This window comes from Binatus sp. (SeqCode), from assembly GCF_050013435.1.
Classification (GTDB): domain Bacteria; phylum Desulfobacterota; class Binatia; order Binatales; family Binataceae; genus Binatus.
Window position 1 is genome coordinate 88,791 of record NZ_JBEKFG010000001.1, and the last position, 19,446, is coordinate 108,236.

Genomic DNA, 19,446 nt, shown 5'->3' on the forward strand with positions numbered 1-19,446 from the left:
GGTGGGTGGTCTCGCGGTCAGCATCTCAGAAAGGATAACCTCCGAAGCGCAGAAATCCGCCAACGACGATCGCGAGGCACGACGCGTATACGTTGTAACGCGCCAGAGTCTTCATCCAGCCCGCATAGTTTATGGCGTCGGTGCGAGAGCCCTCGACCTGCTGACGGGTGGCATCGTACGGAAGTTTCACGACGACGCGCGGGCGCAGGTAGAAGGTCAGGATTGCGGCGGTGATTATCAAGCTAAGCCAGATCGTCATCATCGTCGCCAAGGCGGCGCCGTAACCGGTGATGTAGAATCCGGGGTCGGCCAACGACGAAAAATTGCCCAATCGCCACAGCAGCAGGGGTCCGCTCAGCGCGGAACCCATCAGAGCGATCCAGTTCAGCCAGGCGAAGTCGGTGCCGAGTTTGTCGCCGAGCCGCGCGGCCTGGCCGGGCGGAATGAGATCGAGACGCGGGGTCAAAAGGAAATCGAGAAACACATTGGAGCCGACAAACACGGCCGCAAAAAGCATATGAAACGCGGCCAGAACTTGTAGGTCGAGAGATTGAGTTACTTGGTTCACCTGCCACTCCGATAGCTTCCGACTCGAATCGTTTGCACATCATCGGCGAGCGCCTGCGCGCACCGCGTTGGCTCGCCGCTCACGTGTACGGCGCGATCCGCCCACTTGCCGCAATAGTCACACTGGTTGCAATCGAGCAAACAATGGTCGTCCTGGAAGAAGCGCAGGAAGCCATCGAGCTCCGCGCTGTCGATTCGGACGGCCAACGGCTCCGGCTCCTCGCCGAAGAGCTTGTGAGGGGGCTGGATGCCGACCAGGAGGCGGGCGATGTCCTCGCAGTGCCTCGAGTGGTACGCATTGGCGACCATGGCGATCCAGTCGGTGTGCGAGCTTGGTCCCTCTTCCATCTTTTCACGGCCGGCGATCTTGAACAGGTCGATTCCGAGGCTCTCGTAGACGCCCAGATCTTCGGGTCTGACCCATGGTGAGCGAAGATGCTCGGCGGCGTCATTGAGCTTGAACAGCGAGCAACGGTAGTAGCAGTAGTCGACGTAGTATCGGCTGGTGATACTTTCCCCCGAATGGGAAATCATATTGGAGTGATACTGGCGGATGGGGCAACTCAGCAGGCACCCCTCATTGACCACCAGCGAGATACGGCAGCCGACCGCCTTGCGGATGGCGTCGAGACGGCGGAAGTCGCGATTAATCTGGGGATCGAGATGAATCACGGTGGCGCCCAAGTCGTCGAAGAATTTCGCCTTGCGGGCGTCGTTAACCGATGCGAGCACCGAAATGTGGAGCTCGAGAGCGGGGAAATTCTCGCGCACCAGCTCCATGACGAACGGATTGGCCGTGACCACCGCCGCCGCGCCGATATCGACCAGCCACTGGAGACGCTGCAAGAGCTGACCGCGGCCTTCTTCGGAATATTCCTTGTTGCCCAGACAGGTGGCGTTCATGACGTAGACGAGACGAATGCCGTGCTGCGAGGCTTGTGAAACATGCAGCGCGATATCGTCTTCGCTGGCGTCGGACAGCATCTGCGAGGAGCGAAGCGTAGCCTCGCTCGGCAGGCTTCCGTAAATGTAATCGGGCTTGAACGGCGCAATTTGCGCGATGAGTTCGGGATCCCAATTGGTCGGGAGCATCAGTTTCATCGGCGTCTCCATCAGCTCCTGGGGAGTTGTAGCTCGCGGCCGTCGAGCACCTGGCGGAAACCCCAGTTGACTCTGAGGTCGCCGAGCCAGACGAGGTTCGCAGTGGCGACCCCGAGTTGCTCGCGCAGGCGCGCCTGCAGTTTGGCCGGGTCGTGCGCCGCACCTTCGACGGCGACGGTCAGGACGCCGGCGCGCGCGTTGGCCTCGCGGATCAGCAAGACGTTGCGGCCCACCAGGGTGGGGTCTTCCTCGATGCACATCCGGACGTCGTAGGCGGTGATTATCCGGTCGCCGACGAGCACGCTGCTCTCGGGACGTCCGTAAATCTTCAGTCGGCGAAAACCGCAACCGCACGGGCATTGCCCGGGCGCGAATGCGGCAATGTCACCAGTGTCGTAACGCACGAAGACGCTCCCCGCAGTGGAGAGCTTGGTAACGATCAGACGACCGCGGGAACCGGGCACGACCGGAATGCCGGCATCGTCGATGACTTCGAGGTAGCAGACGTCCTCGTGCACGTGGGGAGCGGTATGCCATCGGCATTCGTCAATCGCAGCGCCTTCCTGCGTTCCACCGCGTTCGAAGACATCCTCGACTTCGAGGCGGTCGCGAAGGAACTCGCGCATGCGCGGGGTAAGCGGCAAACCCACGACGACGACCGAGCGTACTCCCTTGAAAAGCTGGTGCGGCCGATTCGTGATGCCGTGGCTGCCTCGAATCAGGGAGAGCAGGAACGGCGCGGTGGTCGTGATGAATTCCGGCCGCTGCGCGGAGAGCGTATGCAGGAAGGACTCGGTGAACTCGGAGCCCATGCTTCCCCAGAAAAACGCGCAGCGCCCGCCCAAGCGTGCGATCGCGTGAGCCTCGCAGGCGGCGAGACGGTGCCATACCGGGCTCATCAACAGGGCAGTCATCCCGGAGCGGAATCCCGCCCAGCGAAAGCCGCGCATCGTCGGCTGTATGTACGCTTCCTCTTCCTCCGCGCTCAGCCATACGAGCAGCGGAGCGCCGGAAGTGCCGCGCGTGCTGAATGCGACCGGGCCCTGATGCGGATTGGTCCAGCCGTCACCCGCTTCTACAAGGTCATGCTTTGAAATCGTCGGGAAGCGCTCGAAATCTTCGAGCGAACGAAGCAGCCCGGGTTCGACGCCGGCCCGGTCCCACAGTTTGCGGTAGAATGGAACGTCGAAGTAAGCGTGGTTGGTGACCTCGCGCAGACGGCCGGTCTGCCAGGCAGTCAATTGCGCGCCCGAAAGGGTCTCGATGAAATCGTTTCGCGCGCAGCTGGAAGTAATGTCAGGCATCGCCGATCAAATACCTCGTCCGCGAGGTGACCATCCGATACACCAGTCGTGGATGCCCGCCGCACAGTGCGAAGGCCTGAACAGTTCGCCGCGCGACAGGTAGTAGGGTGGCGCGGCGAGGCGGAGGTTGCGAATCATCCGTCCGTCAACTTCGTAGAACCCTTCGCGGAGGTGGAAGCAGTCGCACTTGACGCACTGGGGTGCGAGCAGCAGGGCGCTTTCGACGTGCATAAAATGACGCGACGGCTGGAGGCGGACCGGATTTAGTGCGGGAGGCTCGTCGCCGAACACCACAATCGTCTTCATCGTGCGCTGTGCGAGATCCGCAAATCCCTTTTTGCGCAGCTCCGCCGAAAGCAGCTCAAGCACGTCTTCTCTGATCACGAGCGCATCGACGCTCAGTTGCGCCAACAGGGCGGGCGTGAGGGTGACCCGCTCCGCGGAAGCGTCGAGGCAAATGAAGCGGCCATCGAAACGCTCGGCGACACCGCGACCAAGGCCGGGCATCAGCAGACTCGAGCCGAGAAACGAGATGGGACTGCTGCCGTAGTCCTGGACCGCGATCGTTGAGCCGTCGGGGATGCCCATCATCCGGTAACACCAGGCGAGATGCTCCGCCCAGATGTCGAGGTCTCCGTCGCCGAAGGCAAGCTGGCCGCCGGGAACGTCGAACAACAGATATGGATTCTCAGTTGGCACTCGCGGCTCCCTGGCCGACGCGCGGGATGCCTTGCAGGGCAACCACGCCAACATGATCCATCGTCGCGACCTGGTGCGTCCTCAGCGCGGTGCCGATTTTGGCACCGACGTTCAGGGCCGGCTCGACGTAGCCGACCATCGCGGACAGCGCCTCGACGCCAACCTCCGCCTGATCGAGCATCTCCCACGGCACGATCGAAATCTTGCCGCTATCCGGATCGATCGGAATCAGAGAGACATTGACCAGCGGAAATCCGTGTCCATGCGGCGGAATCCAGGTGGGATGAGCGGCGACCAGAGGGCCGACCTCGGACAGTCCCCAGATAGGAAAGATCGGGCGGCCGCATAGCGCTTCCATATGCCGCCGCCATCGCGCCGCGAAAGATCCTGTCGATACGAAGACATAGGCAGACTGACTAATCATCGGCGGTATCCGGCCCCCCGCCAACATTGCATCGGCCTGGCTTCGCTGAATGATCATGTAGTTGTCAGTCACGAAGTCGGTCAGCTCGCCGGTGTCGAACTCTTCGAGGCTGGCAAATACAACCGGCTTACCCTGTGAAATGGCCAGCAAAATACCTGTCAGCATCTCCCACGAGCCGATCGTAGGTTCGGTGCATACAAACGGGATCTCGCGCAGCCGGGGAATGAACGCCGCCATCGAGGCAGCCATCGCCGACACCGAGAAATGTGAATGCGCGACCAGACCACGGCCGCTCGGAATCAGTATCGCGGGCTCCGTCGCACGTATAGCTGTTCCCGCCTCGCTGAATGTCCCTTGCAGTTCGCTCCTGGCGACCATTCTAACGCCCTCGGCTTGCGCAGGCCCGGCGCCATCGGAGGTGATGAGCGCAGACGCCTTGCCCTCGGCAAGCCGGGACGGAAGCTGCTCGGCGGAGTCCGCGGGATTTGCGAGCAAGACGCGGCGCCCGGCGAACAAGCCGGCAAGGCACAGGCACAGGCTCTCGAGCGGATCAGGATCGGAGATCGCGATGGTGCCGGTGAGGCCGGCGGCCTGGATGCCGCCGGCCAGACTCAGGCTTTGCTCGAGTAATTCACCGTAAGTGATGCGGACATTTTTGTCCGCGACCGCGATGCGGTCCTTCATCGTCGCGAATCGCTGCCGGAACAGACGGCCGAGCGGCTGCTGTGCTACCGGAACTCGTCGCGGGATGCCTGCAGGCCAATACCATGATGGCAACGCACCGCCGACTTTGGACATGACTATCCCTGAAAGGTCGCCTTCTCGTATGCAATGTTGGTTTGCCTGTCACTCTGTGATGGCGCCCAGCTGAACAGCGTGTACTCGAAATGCCGATAGCCACCGGCAAAATGGAGTCCTTTGGGCGGCCCAGGCATCAGGCCATCCGCGGGCATGCCATTGGGATGCTGAAACGGCTCCCAGGCATGGTAGATGACCAACTGATCCGGTCGCACGCATGCCGACGGCTTCGCTCTCACCAGAAATTCGCCGTAGTCGTTGTACACGCGAATGAAGTCGTGGTCCTCGATGCCCTTTTCGCGCGCGGCAGTACTATTGATGAATGCGAACGGCTCGCCGCGATGCAGCTTCATCATTTCGAGCGAGGTGTGCCAATTGGCGTGGACGCTCCATCGAACGTGGCCGCCGGTGATTCTCATGGGCTGATGACCGCCGATGTCGGGCGGCCGCTTACAGCGCACGAGGGCCTCGTCCGCTTCGACGAAGTATGGGTGATCGATGTAGAACGCGATGCGCCGGGTGGTGGTCGCGTACGGGACCTTCAGTTCCACCTGGTCTCTCATCGGCACATGGACCTGGCCCGGGATCATATCCGTGCTCTGGCATACCATTCCGTGCCAGGGCGGACGCCCGCTCAGCCAGGCCTTGCCGTTCTTGCGCATATTGGTGAGGCCAACGTCTTCACCGTCAAGGCTGGTGAGCCATCCCAGCTCGCCCAGCGCATGCAGGCAGTCATCGACCATGCGCTCTTCGTCGGCGTTGCTGTCGCCATAGCGGTCGCCATAGGTCGCGCGCCAGCACAAGTCGTCGACGATGACCTCGCGGTTTTCGCCGGCCTTGTACTTTTCGATGCCGCGGGCCTTGAGGTGCTTGGCGATGCTGGTCAACAGGCCCAGCGCAATCTGGCGGTCCGATCGGGACTCTCCCTGCATCGGCACCGACTGGTCGGTGAAGCATAGGAGGCGCGTGCCGGGCGTGGAGTACTTTACATCCGCATACTCATAGTAAGAGGCGGCCGGCAATACATAGTCGGCGTAGAGACCGGTGGTACTCCAGCGGGGATCGAAGACAACGATCGTTTCGAGCTTCGGCCACAGAGTCTTTATATAGGTGTTCATGCCGCCGCGATGACGGCGCAGGGGATTCGATCCTGATACGAACATGGCGCGCGGCGTCTCTTTCTGGTCGAATCCGTCCCACCAGCCCTTGGCGACTGCGTCTTCGGCGTAGTCACTGATCTTCTTGTCGGTATAGGGATCGTGCAGGTGCTTGTCCCAGACTTCCTTGTATCCGGCGTGTCGATACCAGAGAAAAACCCCGGGCGTGAGCGTGCCCGACATCTTCAGGCCCTCATGGGTCGCGCCGTTGGCGACCTCGACCGGCGGCATCGTGGGGTCCATCTTAAAGCGCATCTTGTAATCGTCATGCATCATCTGGGACAAGGTCGCGGCCCCGGCGATCGGGTTGGCCGATTCGATCACCTGCCTGGGCATCCCGGCGACAGCCGCCATCGAGGCCGAAATCTCCGTTCCCGGCGACCATCCCTGGGTGCCGGCGCCCGGTTTGCCGATGCTGCCGGTCAGCGCAAGGATGTAGCAATAGGAGCGCTCGAGCAGGTCGCCGTGATAAAGCTTGCCTTGAACGAAGTTGATATAGCCGAAAATCTTGCGCGGCGGCCGGCATAGCTCGGCGATCTGCTGGAGCGTGTCCGGGTGAACACCCGACATCTCGTGGACCTTGTCCGGGGTGTAGCCGAGAAGCCGCTCCTTGAGCAGGTTGAAAACGCTTCGGACCTCGATGCTGGTGCCGTCCTTCAGGCTTACGCTGGTGCGCGTGTCGAGGGCATAGTCGGCGGCCATTTCGAGCGTGCCCTTGGGCATCTGCACAAGCTTTCCGGTGGCGCTGTCGATGGAGTAGAACTGTTCGGGGTCGCCGCCCTCGCGCAGGTGGGACTCTGAGAGGAACCGGCCATCATCTGAACGAACCAGGATTGGCGCATCGGTCTGTTCCTTGACGAAGGGCTCGTCGATCCATCCCTTGTCGATCAGAATCTTTGCCACTCCGAGCCACAGCCCGGGATCGGCCGACCAGTCAATCGGTACCCAGATGTCGGCGAACTGGCATGAAGGATTCTTGTCCGGTGCGACGGCGATTATCTTGGCGCCGCGATAGCGGGCTTCAAGGAGGTAGTGAATGTCGGGGATGTTCGCGTACACCGGGTTGGACATCAGGATGATGGTGTCGGCCAGAAACCAGTTTTCGATGCCGGGCTCGTGATGCATCTCGCCAAAGGTCAGCCACTGGCCGACCTTGAAGTCACCGCTCACGAAGTCGAGATCGAGGCTGACTCCACCGAGTAAGGAAGTCATGCCAGTGGTCGAGCCCTCGGCGGCGCCGCGAAACACTCCGATGCCATTGGCGCAGTGGTCGTCCATCAGAGCCTTGGGGCCGTACTTCTGGATGACGCCGGCAATCTTATCGCCGATTTCCTCGAAGGCCTGCTCCCAGGAGATCTGTTCCCACTTACCGCTGCCGCGCTCGCCCGCCCGCTTCATCGGGTGCAGCACTCGGTCGGGTCCGTACATCGCGCGCGAATGTTGATAGCCCTTCTGGCATCCACGCGGATTGTAGTCGGGCACCTTCGAGTCGGGGTCCTCGAACTCCGGATAGGAGCACGAGATCTCCTCGCGAATCACCTTGCCGTCCTTGGCATAGACCCGGAAGGGACAACTGCCGGGGTAGCAGTTGACCCGATGAGTCCCCCACTTGCAGCTATCCCATTCAAAATATTGGCGCTGCTCCTGCACGGAATCCCGTCTGGGCCCGGAGTTCTGAGGCTTATCCGATTCGTTTGCCATTTTCTTAGCCTCTATGACTACGCAGGGAGAGTTGCCTTTTCGAAGTCAATGTTGGTCTGCCGATCCGACTGCGAAGGAGCCCAGTTCCACAGGGTGTACTCGTAATGGCGGTAGCCGCCTGCGAAGTGGAGGCCCTTGGGCGGGCCGGGCAGCAAGCCATCGTAGGGCATCCAGTTTGGATACTGATACGGCTCCCATGCGTGGTAGATCACGAGCTGGTCGGGCCGGGTACAGGAACTGAGCTTCGCCCGGGTTATGAAAGAGCCGTAGTCATTGTATACGCGGATATAATCATGATCCGCGATGCCCTTGTCCTTCGCGACGGTTTCGTTGATGAACGCAAAGGGCTCGCCGCGATGCAGCTTCAACATCTCGTAGGACACCACCCAGTTCGAGTGAACGCTCCATCTAAGGTGTCCGCTGGTAAGCCGCAAGGGCTGCGCACCGCCGATGTTGGGCGGCTGCTTGTAACGGACCAGATGCTCGTCGGCCTCAATGAACCACGGATGGTCGAGGTACAACTCCATTCGCCGCGTAGTAGTCGCGTATGGCACCTTTTGTTCGATCTGATCGCGGAACGGCCAGAATATCTGGCCTGGAACGATGTCGGCGTTCTGGACCACGGTCGCGTGCCAGGCGGGGCGGCCGCTCAACCACGCTTTGCCGTTCTTGCGCAGGTTGGGAAGCGTGAGTTCCTCGCCGTCGAGGCTTTCGAACCAGCCCATCTTTCCCAGCGCGTTATAGGTGTCGTTTACCAGCTTCTCCTCGTCGTCGTTGCTTTCGCCGTAGCGTCCGCCGAAGGTGGCCCGCCAGTAAAGTTCCTTGACGACGATCTCACGGTTACCGGACTTGTACTTTTCTATGCCGCGCTTCTGTAGATGCTCCTGTATGCGCTTGAGCAGCGCGAGCGTGATCTGGCGGTCGGACCTGGACTCGCCGAGCATCGGCACGGTCTGATCCGTGAAAGTGCTGAAGCGGGTCGCCGGCGTCGAGTACTTGGCGTCGGCATACTCATAGAACGATGCGGCCGGCAGCGCGTAGTCAGCATAGAGTCCCGTGGTGCTCCAGCGCGGATCCAGCACCACGATCAACTCGAGTTTCGGCCACAAGGTTTTCAGATAGGTGTTCATGCCGCCACGGTGACGGCGCAGCGGATTCGATCCGGATACCAGCATTCCCTTTGGAGTGACTTCCTTGGCCGGGTGTACGAACCCATTCCACCAGCCATTGGCGAGCGATTCCTCGGCGTACTGGCTGATTTTCTTGGGCGCGTTCGGGTCGTCGAGAAACTTGTCCCAAACTTCCTTGTACCCGGCGTGGTGGTACCAGAGCCAAACCGGCGGCGACAGTGTGCCGCCCATCCTGAGACCTTCACGCAGCGCACCCAAAGAAGCCTCGGCCGGAGGTATCGTCGGGTCCATTTTGAAATATGTCCGATAGTCCTCCTGGATCTTCTGCGACATATTCATCGCGTGCAGCAAAGGATCTCCCGTCTCGAGCACCTCGTTGGGCATCCCGCCGACGACGGCGGCGCCGCCGATATACTCGGCTCCGGCCGACCAACCCCGCGATCCCGTGCCGGCCTTGCCGACGTTTCCGGTGAGCGCGAGCATGTAGCAGTAAGAGCGCTCCAGTAGATCGCCATGGTAGAGCTTGCCGGCGTTCCAGTTGACGAAGACGAACACCTTGCGCGGCGGCTTGACGAGTTCGGCCAACTGTGCGAGCTGGTCGGGGTGGATGCCCGATATCTCGTGCACCTTTTCCGGCGTGTATTCTGCGACTCGCTTCTTGAGCAGCTCGTAGACCGTTGTGACCGCGATCTGCTTCTTGTCCTTTAGGGTAACTTTCCAGTTGCCCTCGAGCGCATAATCGAACGGCATCGCCAGCGTGCCCTTGGGCAGCGGCTCGGGCTTGCCGGTGGCAGTGTCGATCGCGAAGTACTGCTCCATGTCCCCGCCGTCGTTTAAATCGGCTGCGCGCAGGAACTGCTGATTGTCCATGCGAACCAGCACCGGGAGATCGGTCTGCTCCTTCATGAACTCGAGGTCGAGCCATCCCTTATCGATCAGGATTTTGCAGACGCCGAGCCACAGGGCCGGGTCGGCCGACCAGTTGACCGGCAGCCACATGTCAGCGAACTGCGCAGTGGCATTCTTGTCGGGCGCGATCGCGACCACTTTCGCACCGCGATAGCGCGCCTCGAGAATATAATGGATGTCGGGAATGTTCCCGTACGCGGGATTGGAAAGAGCGATGACGGTATCTGCGAGGAACCAGGTCTCGATTCCCGGCGCGTGCTGGAATTGCCCGAAGGTCAGGTACTGGCCGGGGTTGAAATCACCGATGAGAAAGTTGAGATCGTAGCTGACCCCACCCAAGCGCGACACGAAGCCGGTCGAGGCGCCCTCGCCACCGCCGCGCAACACGCCGGCGCCATTGGTTCCATGGTCGTCGGAAATCGCCTCCGGCCCGTATTTCTGGATTATGTCGACGAGCTTGCTGGCGATCTCATCGTAGGCCTGGTCCCAGCTGATCCGTTCCCACTTGCCGCTGCCCCGCTCGCCCGCCCGCTTCATCGGGTATAGCAGCCGGTCGGGGCCATACATCGCTTTCGAGTGCTGGTAGCCCTTCTGGCATCCGCGCGGATTGTAGTCGGGCACCTTGTAGTCGGGGTCGTCGAACTCCGGATAGGTGCACGAGATCTCCTCGCGAATCACCTTGCCGTCCTTGGCATAGACGCGGAACGGGCAACTGCCCGGATAGCAGTTGACGCGATGGGTTCCCCATCGGCACTTATCCCATTCCCAGTAGTTGTCGTCGGCCTCGGCGACTGCCTGGCGGGCCTCGGGATTTTCGTCGTCCTTGCGCTTGCTCATGACTGGTGCCCCTTCCCGGCCTCGACACCCTGCTCGATCGGATCGACCGGAGCTTCGACCTTGAACGGAGTGAAGGCCTCCGACCATTTGTAGATGATGAGCAGGTCCATCAATTCGGAATGTTCGCCGCGCTCGGCGCGTGCGCGATGCTCCTTGAGCGTAACCAGCGCCTGGTCAACGCCGGGTCCGAAGTACTTCCGAAGCAGATCGGCCGGAATATCGGCTTGACCGGTCGGCTTATTCCCGGCGCCGAAAGTCGTTGGCCGGACAAACGGCGGTATGTAGTAAACGTTGGGACCGGTGTTGTAGTCGGGACGCAGCGGCAGGGCGACTTTGTATTCGTTGACCAGCTTGGCGACGAAGCTCTCCTTGTCGTCCAGGTAACCGAAGTACATCCCGCGTGCGGGACAGCTCTTGGCGCATACCGGAGCGTAATTGTTCTCCACCCGGCCCGCGCAGAAGTCGCACATCTCGTAAGTGCCTGCGACGATGTTCTCCATCGGAATCTTGTAGGGACATTCCGCGGCACACACGCCGCATTCGTCGCACGAACTCGGATCGATGACGACGATCCCGTCCGCCTCGCGCTTGTGCAACGAGTTCTTGTGCCCGTTCCCCTGGCTCGACGGCATGCCGCCGCCGCGCGCGAAGTGATCCCGGCAGGCGTTGATGCAAGGAGCATCCGTGCAGTGATTGCAAAGCCGCGGCATATAGAAAAAATAACCGTTCGGCCACTCGCCGCCGCCCTGGTCTTCTTCCCAGATGGGTCCCCACTTCACCGGGTCTCCGGTTTCCTTGGTCACCGGATGCAGGTACTTGGCGCCCACCGGAGAGGTGTAGACCTCCTCCCAGTTGAAGTTCCACGTTCCGCCGTAGTCGCGAACCCGGTCCGGAACCTTGCGCCCCAGTTCCATCCATCCCTTGGGCCATCCCTCGCCGGGCTTGGTTTCGCACCATATGTACCGGAGCATCTCGGTGCCGGGATGGTTAAGACGGTGAGTGCTGCAGGCGACCGTGCAAGTCTGACACCCGATGCACTTATCGAGGTTGATCACCATTGCGAGCTGTCTTTGGCTCATGGCATTGCCTCTCTAATCCTTCATGCTGACGTAAATGAAATCCCGGTCCCTCGTTCGAAGGCGCTGGCCCCAATTCGAACGCATCCTGTCGCACCAGGGCGCGTGACCGCACCCGGGCGTGACGCCCCACAAGCAGGACGTCTCAGCTGGTATTCGGCTTGCGCATTTAACCTCACCGGTCATTAGGAATCTTGGGAACGCGGTCGTGTTTTACGTATGCACCGCTCGTGCCATGGAGTGCCGGCGCGGGTGACTGCCGAATTCAATTTCTGTGGTGCATGTGTCGCTTATGGCTACAGCCGCTATGGTGCCATCCGCGCCATTTTTTTCTGGAGCATGCCTTCATCCGGCGGTGGATGGCATGCGTCGGGGTTCGGTCCCATTCTCGTCGGCCCCTAACGCTCGTTAGGCTAGGAGCACGGAGCAAGGTGCGGTCTCATTTCTGCAACCCGGGTTTCAAACCTGCGACTGATGATAGCCGGCCTGCGCAATCAACCTAACAAGCGTTAGGCAACAGTGCGGATGGCGGCTTTCGACGCGCGACATCCGCCATTATACGGTCGGGAAGAAAGATCGGACCAACGGATGCGGGAACCCGCATCCGCCGCGGATTCCCAGCCGCTGATGCCTGGATCTAGTGCCCAGCCGTGCCGGCCGCCCCGCCTGCGGAGCCGGGCTTGCCCTTGGGCCAAAGCGTTTCGACTTCGCGCGCGAACGCGCCGTAGATCTCGTTAACCAACTCGGCATGCCTGATCAGAATTCGCATGTCGCCGGTGATTTTGATCTTGCCCTTCAGTCCCGCGTCGATGAGATCGATCTGTCCAGCCGCGACCTCTTCGAATACCGATGAGGGAAGCTCGAAGATGAACTCGAAATCCTTGCGCGGCGGTGGCGCGTCGGCTTGCCGGTACTCGAGACATTTGCCGTCGGTGAACAGCACCACGAAATTGCGCACCTCGCCGGCCGGGAGATAGAGCGAGCGCGCATCGCCGACAATCTTCGCCAGCACGTGGAAGGTGCCACGCGGGGAATTTTTATCGACTTTCGGATTTTCGTTGAGCAGCTTTTTGATCGCCTCGTACCATTCGGTTGTGTAAATCGCAGGCATGATATTCCTCTCGCGGCCGATCCGGTTCGCTTAATAGAGCCGATTTTCCTTCTGCCACGGTCTGGCCAGGCCATAGTCGTTTGCAATGACCTTGTATGCGTTGTAGCCGCCGGCCGCGCTGATTCCTCCGCCGCCCGCCGACGCGCCGCACATGTAGAGTCCTTCCATCTCGCTGCGATAGATGTGCGCCCGCGGCATCCCGGGATTCATAATGCTGAGCCGGCCGTGCGAGAAATCGCCCTCGGGCATCGCCATCCGGTTTTCCATGTCGAGCGACACGTAAAGCTTGTCGGCGATTACATTGGCGCGTGTCATGTTGGGAGCGTAAGTGCCCCAGAGCTCCAGGAATTTCCCGTTGTAGTCGCGCCGGACGTTGTCCCATTCCTGCGCGCTGAGGCACGAAGCTTTCGGGAAGAAGAACCATCCGTTCATCGTGTGCATTCCCTTGGGCGCCTGGCTGGGATCCCACAGCGAATTGACCCAGGTGCCGGCGCCGGGCAGGTCGGGAATCTGGCCGCCGTAGGCCTGCAGGATATAGTCGGAGACCTCTTGGGCATTTTCGAATCCGACGATGGTGTAGAAGCACTTGTTGATGTCGGGATTATGCCGCGCGGATTTGTAGTCGGGCGCCGCGCGCAACGCGAATGACGGCGTGCCGAGCACGTGCTCGGGTCCAAACCGCCAGTTCGACATCCGCTCTTTTCTGAATTCGCTGAGCTTGTCCCATCCGATGAGATCGACGAAGGTGGTTTTCGGATCGGCGTTGGAGGCGACCAGTTTGCGCGCCTCGATGGTGCGCCCGTCCTTGAGCCGCACGCCGGTTGCGCGTCCGCCGGAATTGAGAATCTCGACGACCGGGCTGTTGTAACGAAGGTCCGCGCCCGCCGCGAGCGCCGCGGCCGCCATCGAATGCGCCAGCGTATGCGTCCCGCCGATCGACATGTAGTGATTCGCGCACAGCCAGATCACGCACATCACGAAGCCAAAGCCGTCGGCGGTGTGCAGGTTCGCGCCCCATTCCACGCACTGGCGGTACATGGTCGCGCGCAGCTCGCTCGACTCGAATACCTCGTCGATGAGCACTTTCGGGCACTTGTTCATCTCTTGCGGCTGGAACCCGAGGTCAAGCCAAAGCTGCAGCAGCCGGCCCATGATGGCTTCGCTGCGCCCCCCATCGAGCTTCACCTCGGACGCGGGCGGGCTGTAGAGCAGCGCCGAGATATAATCGTTGGCCGCCAGCACCTTGCCGCGAATCGCAGCGAAAGCATCGGCGTCGCGGCGCGAGTAGTAGGCGATACTCGCATGCGTGCGGTCCGCGAGTTCGGGCCGGTAGATGACCAGCGGCGGCCTGCCATCGGCAAAGGTGATTCCGACCTGCGCATCCGGCTTGATCACCCGCGCCCCGAAGCTGGGCAGGTCGAAGTCGCGATAGAACGGCATCATCTCGATGAACTCCATGTACTGGGCATGGAGGTTGTGCCAGAAGCCGGGAACGGTCGCCTCATCGGTGTGTGCGCCGCCGCCTTCGTCGTGGCGCCGCTCGAATATCCCGACTTTCAAGCCCGCGCGCGCGAGATATGCGCCCAGGCATAGACCGTTGTGGCCGGCTCCGATAATTACCGCGTCATAAGATGCGTCTGGCATGCGGCTCTCCTAATGGTTGCCCTCAGGGGCGAGCTTCATCAGCCGATGAACCCGAAGTGGAAAGAAAAGATTGCCGATCCGCGAGGTGACTTTCAGGCGGCCTCGAAGATGCTCGATCAGCGGATTGCTGCGGCCCTGCAGCAGCTTGGTCAGTGACTGGTACGAACCCGCGATGGTGGCGTCGAACGGCCCAGCGTTGCCGTCGCTAATTGCGATTTCATCGCCCCGAAAATCCACCGTCACGGAAGCATCGTAATCGGTCGCGGTCAGTCCGAGGCGGCCACGCAAACGCGACGCGCTTACCCGCCGGCGCGTCGAATCGGCGAGTTGCTGCTCGAGGAACTGCTGCACGATCGAGGCGAGCCCGCTCGTCGCGTTGTCATCGAGTCGCACCGGGATATCTGCGATAGCGGTCATTTCCACCAGCGCTCGACGTGCTGATCCTGCGCGATTATCTCCAGTGCGTTGTATGCCGGCGCGAAGGTCACGAACCCGTGGGGATGCTGCGTAGCGCCGCACATGTAAAGATTCCCAATCGGAGTCCGATACTCTGAAAGAATCGGGCCGGGGCGATTGTCCAGCATGTTGCCGAGATCGATCAGGCCGCCGATCCAGTCGGCAAACACCATGTTCGGCATTCGGCGCGTGATATCGAGCGGCGTGTAGGTCGCCCAATCGATGAAGGAATCGTCGCTCAGGTTGGGCGCGGCGGTTTTCCAGACGTCGATGCAGCGCTGGCCGTACTCGCGCGCCACCTTGTCCCACTCCTGCGGACCACCCTTGGCGAGGTTGTAGGGCGCCATCTGGCGCAGCAGACCGGTGTAGAATCCATGGGGCGCGTCGGTCGGATCGTAGAGCGAGTTGACCGCGGCGTTGGGCCTCGGATTTAGAAGTTTGCCGGCGCGCACGTCGCGCCAATCGTCATTGAACTGCTTCTGATTTTCGTAACCGAGGTTAATCACCCAGGCCCGGTTGACATCGGGATCGAATGACGCCGCGCGATACTCGGGAAGCTTGGTCATCGCCAGATGCACGCTGAAGAAGGTCGAATCCATGTGCGGGAAGTGCTCGACTTCGGCGGTCAGCGGAGCGGGCAGGTTCTCGCGCCCGATCATCTGGAAGAAAGTCTGCTCGAGGCTGATAGAACTGGCGACCAGATGCCTCGCGCGCACTTCGCTGCCATCTTCGAGGCGGACGCCGACGGCTTTTCCCTTCTCGACGATAATCTTCTCGACGCCATGATTGAGGAAAACGCGCCCACCGGCTTGCGCGAGCGCTTCCCATAGCGAATGGGCCAGCGCGTGCGATCCGCCAATGCAGATGTGCCAATTGTCGATCTTGCTCAGCAGCAGCGGGAACGAAACCGCCAGCCCCTTGCGGTCGGTCGCATAGCCCGCGAGCGACGCGTGAAATGAGAGATGCGCCTTGACTCGATCGTTCTCGAAATGGTGGTCGAGGAATTCGTTGATCGTCTGATGACGCAGATGAACGCTCAGGTATTTGCTCTTTTCTTCGACGCCCCAGGCCACCAGTGCCTTGGTGATCTCCTTCATCGAAGTCGGCGGCGAATACATCAGCGTGCGCAAAATCAGGTCGCGGTAGCCGCGCGCTTCTTCGTAAACCGCGCGAAAAGTGTCAGCATCCTTGCGCGAAAAACGCGCGATCGATTCACAGGTCTTGTTGAGATCGGTATGCACCACCAGCGCAGTACCGTCTTGAAATACGCTCGCCATCTGCACCGGTGGCTGGACGTAACGAAGTCCATGGCGGGTGACCAGCTCGAGGTCGTCGTAAACGGGGCAGATGCCGACCAGAGTGTGATAATTCGCGTGAACGTTGTGCAGGAAGCCCGGCCGCGTCAGTTCCTCGGTGCAGAGTGCGCCGCCTTCTTCGGTGCGCTTCTCGAAAACGCCGACGCTCCATCCGGCTTTCGCCAGGTAGCCGGCGAGCGCCATCCCGTTGTGACCCGCACCGATTATCACCGCATCAAAGGTTGCATCGGACATCGAAGGCTACCTCGCTTACCGCATCTCTAATGGGCGCCGCTCGCCGCGGCCGCGGTTGTGAACGATCCCATCTCAAGTATGGCGTCTCAAGTATCGTGCCTGAACTAAACTCAGGGTGATTCTTTTATAACTGGTTAGTCAGTCATATGACTGCCGAGTCACCACCCAAATGAGACGCAATTGCCATGCCTGAAACCAAACGCATCATATAGCTAATTATAGCATCCAATAACTCGTCAGTGTTCAGGTTTCGGCTGACTTTCGTAGTTTTTTCGCCCAGCGCACGGTGTCCCTGAACGGACCAATGGACAACCGCGCGCCATTGCGCCGATCCGGGCTTGGAGGCTCGCGATGTAGATTTAGTAGCGTCGGCGGGATTTTTTGGGGCGAGGGTCCGGTTCCGACAGCATGCGAGCGCCCGCCACGCTTCGGTGTGTCCGGTCGCGTCACTCGCGGACGGGGATGATTCCGATTGATGCAGCGGGACGCGCGCTCATTGCGCGTGTCCCGCAATCTTTGTGCTCAGCGCACCAATTCAAGCAAGCTCACGGCTTGCCGATCACTTCATGATTGAGCCGCGATGGCAGCCACATTCTTCGTTCGATTTGAGGTTTTGGTCTTTTTTCTCGATCGAGGCTTCTTGATGGCAGATGCGACCGGCACGCCAGCATCCGAATTCATTGCGTCCACAGGCTGCAGGTCGTTGAGCTCGACGTTAGTTTGCTCGGGTTTGGCGAAGATCGCGCTCGGAGCAAAATTCGGCCGATCGTTGCCCTTCAGGTGGGCGTCGCGCAGTTCAAGATAACGCATTCGGGTGGTGCTGATGCCAACGAAGACAGGTCCGTCGATTCCATTTTTTCCGACCGAGCGGCACTCGAAGCGGGTATTGATGATCGGAAACGGCTTTCGGGCAGCGATGGACAGCACGGAACCGGGCCACCATCTGCCTTTGCCGACGCGGACGATCCAGACCCAGACAGGAGCACCTGGACTAAGTTCGCAGATCCGATGAACTTCCATTTGGTAGTCTTCCCTCCACAGTTCTTACGTCAACGGCTTTCAGCCAAGCGCGGAAATTTCTGAAATACGAATCGTATGTGGGGCACCCGGCTGGCCTGCTTCGTTCCAATCCGGCGCTGAGGGCTCCCCGCAAACCAGTCGAATAAGTTCACGATTTCTGGCGGGGGACGCAGCGCGCTGACTGCGGTTGGTCACGGCAGGCTTCTCGGGGCCGCGCTTGGCGCCGCGGTGCCCAAATCACGCTCGGCGTCAGCGAGGGCCGCGAAGATTGAGTCTGCCGTGACGGCGGCCATCAAGGTTCGCAGCGTTTCAGGCCGGGAACACATCTGCGGCAGCTTCGCCAGCCAGGGCAAGTGCAGTTCGTGATACTTAAGGCCGAGTACGAAAAACAGATGAGTGGGTTTGCCGTCGAGAGCGTCGAAATCGACCCCGCCGCGCGATCGGCCCAGGATCATGAACGGTTTGACTACCTGCTCAGGATGGCGATTGAGCGTGTGCAGGAAGGCGAGTCCGTTACCGGTCGCGCTCGGCATGATATTCTCGCGCTCGATAAGAGCGCCGACGAACCAGGTCTTGTCCCTCACCAAATTCAGCCGGCTGGCCAGATTCGCCAGCTCCTCGATGACTCCGGTTTTGGTGTTGGCCTCCAGGTCGGGAATTATGTGGCTTGGCTGAAAGCAACTCGCGAGGTCCAGCATTCTGCGCGCCGCCGGTGCGCCTCTGGAAACGTCAACGCTCCGCGGCGTGACTCCCAGCATTTGATCGTCGAGCCAGGCGTCCAGCATCGCCTTGCGGAAGCGCCATTGATTTCCGATTTTGACTCCGGGTAACTCGCCCTCGGATACCAATTTGAGCACGGTTCGCTCGTTGAGGTTCAGGTAATCGGCGAGTTGGCGAACCGTCATCAACCTATCTGCCGATTCAGGGTAGGTTTCCGTCGTTCTACGGAGGATGTTTGGCACGTGCGTAAGAATACCTAGAAATCCTATAGAATACAATCGATTACTCAAAATTCGGAGCAAAAGTCCGCACTGTTCGAAAACGCGCATGCGAACGTTTGTGCAATCGACGTGAAGCAAAGATGGGAGGCGGCCGAAAGGGCGCTGTCGTCGTATGCTGGACAGGGGCTTGCCGGATTGGCGAATATCGCAGAGCATCCGTGGAGTACCAGAGCGCACGAGAAGCGAGAGTCAGCTTGGACAAGGTTTCAGTACTGGCGAGCGGTGGCCTGGACAGCTCGGTTTTGATCGCGAAATTGGCAACCGGCGCCGAAGTTTACCCGATCTACGTGCGGTGCGGGTTTGCGTGGGAAGAGATGGAGCTCGACGGTCTTCAATCCTTCCTCGACGCGCTTGGCAACCTGAACGTAATGCCTACAACGGTGCTCTCCGTCCCCAGCGACGTCTTGTACGGCGACCACTGGAGCGTGTCGGGCGCGAGTGTTCCCGGCGCCGACGAGCCCGACGAGAACACCTACCTGCCGGGCCGGAACATCATATTGATTGCGTTGGCGGCGGTTTGGGGCAGCACGCACGGCGTCTCGCGGATCGCGATCGGATCGCTGGGCGGCAATCCGTTTTCCGATGCGACCCCTGAGTTCTTCGATAGCTTCGCCCGTGCGCTGAGCATGGGACTGGGACGCAATGTGATGGTCGAGGCGCCGATGAGAGGCATGAATAAGGACGACCTGATCAGGATGTTCAAGGACCTGCCGCTCGAGTTGACCTTGACTTGCATGGCGCCCAAAAAGGGCGCTCGGCACTGCGGGCAATGCAACAAATGCCGCGAGCGTCAGCTCGCCTTTCGCAATGCAGGTGTCGTGGATCGAACAGCGTACGTCCGCTAGGGAAGCTCTGCACAGGTTGCTGCGCAGAGGTGACTGACAGAAGTGATCATGAGGATTGGGTTCAGCGAAGTGGCATCGAGGGGCGGATGGCGCCGCGGTGGTCGGCACCGCGGCTG

Annotated in this window: 15 protein-coding genes; 1 reads left to right on the top strand and 14 read right to left on the bottom strand. The window is 60.6% G+C overall.

Translation table 11 applies throughout. From position 1 onward, the window contains the following. Nucleotides 1–25 precede the first annotated feature (25 nt). The 14 genes from ABSB13_RS00375 to ABSB13_RS00440 form a co-directional block, all read right to left on the bottom strand. Complete coding sequence (locus tag ABSB13_RS00375; protein WP_428104466.1) at nt 26–568, bottom strand: hypothetical protein; 543 nt, start codon at nt 566–568, stop codon at nt 26–28. Further along, entirely contained in the window at nt 565–1,668 is a 1,104-nt protein-coding gene (locus ABSB13_RS00380) for a U32 family peptidase (protein ID WP_428104468.1), read from the bottom strand. Before ABSB13_RS00380 ends, ABSB13_RS00375 begins: the two co-directional genes overlap by 4 nt. A gap of 11 nt (nt 1,669–1,679) precedes the next feature. Further along, nucleotides 1,680–2,972: a phenylacetate--CoA ligase family protein gene (locus tag ABSB13_RS00385; protein ID WP_428104470.1), complete on the bottom strand. Its 1,293-nt coding sequence runs from the start codon at nt 2,970–2,972 to the stop codon at nt 1,680–1,682. A gap of 6 nt (nt 2,973–2,978) precedes the next feature. Then, nucleotides 2,979–3,671 carry a hypothetical protein gene (locus ABSB13_RS00390; RefSeq protein WP_428104472.1) on the bottom strand — a complete coding sequence of 231 codons (693 nt, stop codon included), beginning with the start codon at nt 3,669–3,671 and terminating at the stop codon, nt 2,979–2,981. Continuing rightward, nucleotides 3,661–4,893, bottom strand: coding sequence for an AMP-binding protein (locus ABSB13_RS00395; protein ID WP_428104474.1), 1,233 nt, complete (start codon nt 4,891–4,893; stop codon nt 3,661–3,663). The genes ABSB13_RS00390 and ABSB13_RS00395 overlap by 11 nt, the downstream gene beginning before the upstream one ends. Nucleotides 4,894–4,895: 2 nt before the next feature. Further along, the gene (locus ABSB13_RS00400; protein ID WP_428104476.1) at nt 4,896–7,751 is read right to left on the bottom strand and encodes a molybdopterin-dependent oxidoreductase; all 2,856 of its coding nucleotides are present in this window, start codon (nt 7,749–7,751) and stop codon (nt 4,896–4,898) included. A 17-nt stretch (nt 7,752–7,768) separates the two neighbouring features. Then, nucleotides 7,769–10,627 carry a molybdopterin-dependent oxidoreductase gene (locus tag ABSB13_RS00405; protein WP_428104478.1) on the bottom strand — a complete coding sequence of 953 codons (2,859 nt, stop codon included), beginning with the start codon at nt 10,625–10,627 and terminating at the stop codon, nt 7,769–7,771. Further along, nucleotides 10,624–11,706, bottom strand: coding sequence for a 4Fe-4S dicluster domain-containing protein (locus ABSB13_RS00410; RefSeq protein WP_428104480.1), 1,083 nt, complete (start codon nt 11,704–11,706; stop codon nt 10,624–10,626). Before ABSB13_RS00410 ends, ABSB13_RS00405 begins: the two co-directional genes overlap by 4 nt. 634 nt (nt 11,707–12,340) lie before the next feature. Next, nucleotides 12,341–12,814 carry an SCP2 sterol-binding domain-containing protein gene (locus ABSB13_RS00415; RefSeq protein ID WP_428104482.1) on the bottom strand — a complete coding sequence of 158 codons (474 nt, stop codon included), beginning with the start codon at nt 12,812–12,814 and terminating at the stop codon, nt 12,341–12,343. A gap of 30 nt (nt 12,815–12,844) precedes the next feature. Continuing rightward, the gene (locus ABSB13_RS00420) at nt 12,845–14,458 is read right to left on the bottom strand and encodes a phytoene desaturase family protein (RefSeq protein ID WP_428104484.1); all 1,614 of its coding nucleotides are present in this window, start codon (nt 14,456–14,458) and stop codon (nt 12,845–12,847) included. 9 nt (nt 14,459–14,467) lie between these two features. Continuing rightward, nucleotides 14,468–14,875: an SCP2 sterol-binding domain-containing protein gene (locus ABSB13_RS00425; protein WP_424673629.1), complete on the bottom strand. Its 408-nt coding sequence runs from the start codon at nt 14,873–14,875 to the stop codon at nt 14,468–14,470. Beyond that, nucleotides 14,872–16,464 carry a phytoene desaturase family protein gene (locus ABSB13_RS00430; RefSeq protein WP_428104486.1) on the bottom strand — a complete coding sequence of 531 codons (1,593 nt, stop codon included), beginning with the start codon at nt 16,462–16,464 and terminating at the stop codon, nt 14,872–14,874. Before ABSB13_RS00430 ends, ABSB13_RS00425 begins: the two co-directional genes overlap by 4 nt. 564 nt (nt 16,465–17,028) lie before the next feature. Further along, entirely contained in the window at nt 17,029–17,484 is a 456-nt protein-coding gene (locus tag ABSB13_RS00435; RefSeq protein WP_428104488.1) for a hypothetical protein, read from the bottom strand. 191 nt (nt 17,485–17,675) lie between these two features. Continuing rightward, nucleotides 17,676–18,389 carry a PTS sugar transporter subunit IIA gene (locus tag ABSB13_RS00440; protein WP_428104490.1) on the bottom strand — a complete coding sequence of 238 codons (714 nt, stop codon included), beginning with the start codon at nt 18,387–18,389 and terminating at the stop codon, nt 17,676–17,678. A gap of 290 nt (nt 18,390–18,679) precedes the next feature. Here ABSB13_RS00440 and ABSB13_RS00445 point away from each other — a divergent pair, with 290 nt between their 5' ends. Further along, the gene (locus ABSB13_RS00445) at nt 18,680–19,330 is read left to right on the top strand and encodes a 7-cyano-7-deazaguanine synthase (RefSeq protein WP_428104492.1); all 651 of its coding nucleotides are present in this window, start codon (nt 18,680–18,682) and stop codon (nt 19,328–19,330) included. Nucleotides 19,331–19,446: the final 116 nt, after the last annotated feature.

What these genes read in the sequence shown, in the direction of transcription:
- ABSB13_RS00380 (WP_428104468.1), bottom strand. Translation starts at nt 1,668, where the DNA reads ATGAAACTGATGCTCCCGACCAATTGGGATCCCGAACTCATCGCGCAA.
- ABSB13_RS00400 (WP_428104476.1), bottom strand. Translation starts at nt 7,751, where the DNA reads ATGGCAAACGAATCGGATAAGCCTCAGAACTCCGGGCCCAGACGGGAT.
- ABSB13_RS00420 (WP_428104484.1), bottom strand. Translation starts at nt 14,458, where the DNA reads ATGCCAGACGCATCTTATGACGCGGTAATTATCGGAGCCGGCCACAAC.
- ABSB13_RS00435 (WP_428104488.1), bottom strand. Translation starts at nt 17,484, where the DNA reads ATGGAAGTTCATCGGATCTGCGAACTTAGTCCAGGTGCTCCTGTCTGG.
- ABSB13_RS00385 (WP_428104470.1), bottom strand. Translation starts at nt 2,972, where the DNA reads ATGCCTGACATTACTTCCAGCTGCGCGCGAAACGATTTCATCGAGACC.
- ABSB13_RS00430 (WP_428104486.1), bottom strand. Translation starts at nt 16,464, where the DNA reads ATGTCCGATGCAACCTTTGATGCGGTGATAATCGGTGCGGGTCACAAC.
- ABSB13_RS00410 (WP_428104480.1), bottom strand. Translation starts at nt 11,706, where the DNA reads ATGAGCCAAAGACAGCTCGCAATGGTGATCAACCTCGATAAGTGCATC.
- ABSB13_RS00425 (WP_424673629.1), bottom strand. Translation starts at nt 14,875, where the DNA reads ATGACCGCTATCGCAGATATCCCGGTGCGACTCGATGACAACGCGACG.
- ABSB13_RS00395 (WP_428104474.1), bottom strand. Translation starts at nt 4,893, where the DNA reads ATGTCCAAAGTCGGCGGTGCGTTGCCATCATGGTATTGGCCTGCAGGC.
- ABSB13_RS00405 (WP_428104478.1), bottom strand. Translation starts at nt 10,627, where the DNA reads ATGAGCAAGCGCAAGGACGACGAAAATCCCGAGGCCCGCCAGGCAGTC.
- ABSB13_RS00415 (WP_428104482.1), bottom strand. Translation starts at nt 12,814, where the DNA reads ATGCCTGCGATTTACACAACCGAATGGTACGAGGCGATCAAAAAGCTG.
- ABSB13_RS00440 (WP_428104490.1), bottom strand. Translation starts at nt 18,389, where the DNA reads ATGACGGTTCGCCAACTCGCCGATTACCTGAACCTCAACGAGCGAACC.